Origin of the sequence: Enterococcus sp. C53 (assembly GCF_040887425.1) — a bacterium.
Taxonomy (GTDB): domain Bacteria; phylum Bacillota; class Bacilli; order Lactobacillales; family Enterococcaceae; genus Enterococcus_B; species Enterococcus_B hirae.
The window spans coordinates 1-1893 of record NZ_JBFOFT010000022.1; the positions used below are offsets into that span (position 1 = coordinate 1).

Annotated in this window: 2 protein-coding genes; both read left to right on the top strand. The window is 35.2% G+C overall.

Annotation, left to right across the window (positions count from 1 at the left end):
• The first annotated feature begins 162 nt into the window (after positions 1 to 162).
• Positions 163 to 567, top strand: a complete 405-nt coding sequence (gene tnpA, locus AB3I42_RS13915; RefSeq protein ID WP_081125828.1) for an IS200/IS605 family transposase — start codon at positions 163 to 165, stop codon at positions 565 to 567.
• A 16-nt stretch (positions 568 to 583) separates the two neighbouring features.
• Positions 584 to 1732 (top strand): IS200/IS605 family element RNA-guided endonuclease TnpB, encoded by a 1149-nt coding sequence (gene tnpB / locus AB3I42_RS13920; protein WP_081125829.1) that lies wholly within the window; start codon positions 584 to 586, stop codon positions 1730 to 1732.
• The last annotated feature ends 161 nt before the right edge of the window (positions 1733 to 1893 follow it).

Here is a 1893-nt window from a genome sequence, read left to right on the forward strand (position 1 = left end):
ACAGAATTAGGCAGAAGTCGCCCATCCTCTATAGGTGGGTGATGAATGCCGTTCGGTATGAGGGTTACCGTTGGTAACTCGAAGACCAACAACTAAGGCGTATTGCCTCTTTATTTTGTCCCATGTTACAATCAGTCTATACAAGAAATGAGTTGATATAACATGGAATTAGATACAAATAACCATTCAGTATTTCTTCTTTATTACCACCTTGTTTTAGTAACGAAATATCGTAGACAAGTAATTGATAATGAAATATCTAACTACGCTAAAGCGACTTTTGAAAGAATCTCAGAATCGTATCACATCACTTTAGTTGAGTGGAATCATGATAAAGACCACGTTCATATTATGTTCAAAGCTCAACCAAAAACAGAATTGACAAAATTTGTCAATGTCTATAAAAGTGCTAGTTCACGTTTGATAAAGCGCAATTATCCAAGAATCAAACAATTTCTTTGGAAAGAAATGTTCTGGTCAAAAAGTTTTTGTCTTTTGACAACTGGTGGAGCACCAATTGATGTGATTAAGAAGTATATTCAAAATCAAGGAAACAATCATAAATAGAAAACAGGTGAGCTTTATGGAGCGACTAAAAGCATATAAATTTAGAATCTATCCAACAGAAGAACAAGAGACTTTCTTTGCTAAGTCTTTTGGCTGTGTCCGTAAGGTCTACAATCTAATGCTTGATGACCGAATGAAAGCTTATAAAGAAACTAGGAAAGATTCCTCTAAAAAAATGAGTTTTCCAACGCCTGCAAAATATAAGCAAGATTTTCCGTTCTTGAAAGAAGTGGATAGTCTTGCTTTAGCGAATGCACAACTCAACCTAGATAAGGCGTACAAGAACTTCTTTCGCGATAAATCCGTCGGATTTCCTCGTTTCAAAAGCAAGAAAAATCCAGTTCAAAGCTATACGACTAACAATCAAAATGGAACAATCGCTTTGATTGATAATAAATTCGTCAAACTTCCTAAGTTGAAGTCGTTAGTTAAAATTACACTCCATAGACAACCTAAAGGTCTGATTAAATCCGCTACAATATCACGTCATTCTAGCGGTAAATATTATATTTCCTTATTGTGTAAAGAAGAAATAGCTGAGCTTCCTAAAACTAATTCCGCTATTGGAATTGACCTTGGTATAACTGATTTTGCAATTCTTTCTGATAGTCAAAAGATTGATAACAATAAATTCACGTCAAAGATGGCAAAGAAACTTAAACGTGAACAACGTAAATTGTCAAGACGTGCCTTATTAGCTAAACAAAAAGGTATCAATCTGTTTGAAGCTAGCAATTATCAAAAACAAAAACGTAAAGTAGCACGATTGCATGAAAAAGTAATGAATCAACGTACTGATTTTCTGAATAAGTTGAGTACAGAAATAATCAAAAATCACGATATTATCTGTATTGAAGACTTAAACACAAAAGGTATGTTGCGTAATCATAAACTAGCAAAAAGTATTTCGGATGTTTCTTGGTCTAGTTTTGTGACTAAATTACAATACAAAGCTGACTGGTACGGTCGGAAAATTATCAAAGTGGATAAGTGGTTCCCATCTAGTCAAATCTGTTCGAATTGTGGACATGAAGACGGCAAGAAATCTCTTAAAATTCGAGAATGGACTTGTCCTATTTGTCATGCTCATCATGACCGAGATATCAACGCTAGCATCAATATCCTGGCCGAAGGTCTAAGGCTACATTCTATAGGACTGGCTTAGATCAAATAAACAAGAACCGTAGGAACTACGGGGATAGCTTGGTCAATAAGAGACACCGCTGTTAGTAAAAAATAAGCTATCAAGTATGCTCTATTCCCAAGAATCTCCCACTTCAAGCGTTAAGAACCGTCAGGTTTAGCTAAGTGGTGAGTAGTTCACAA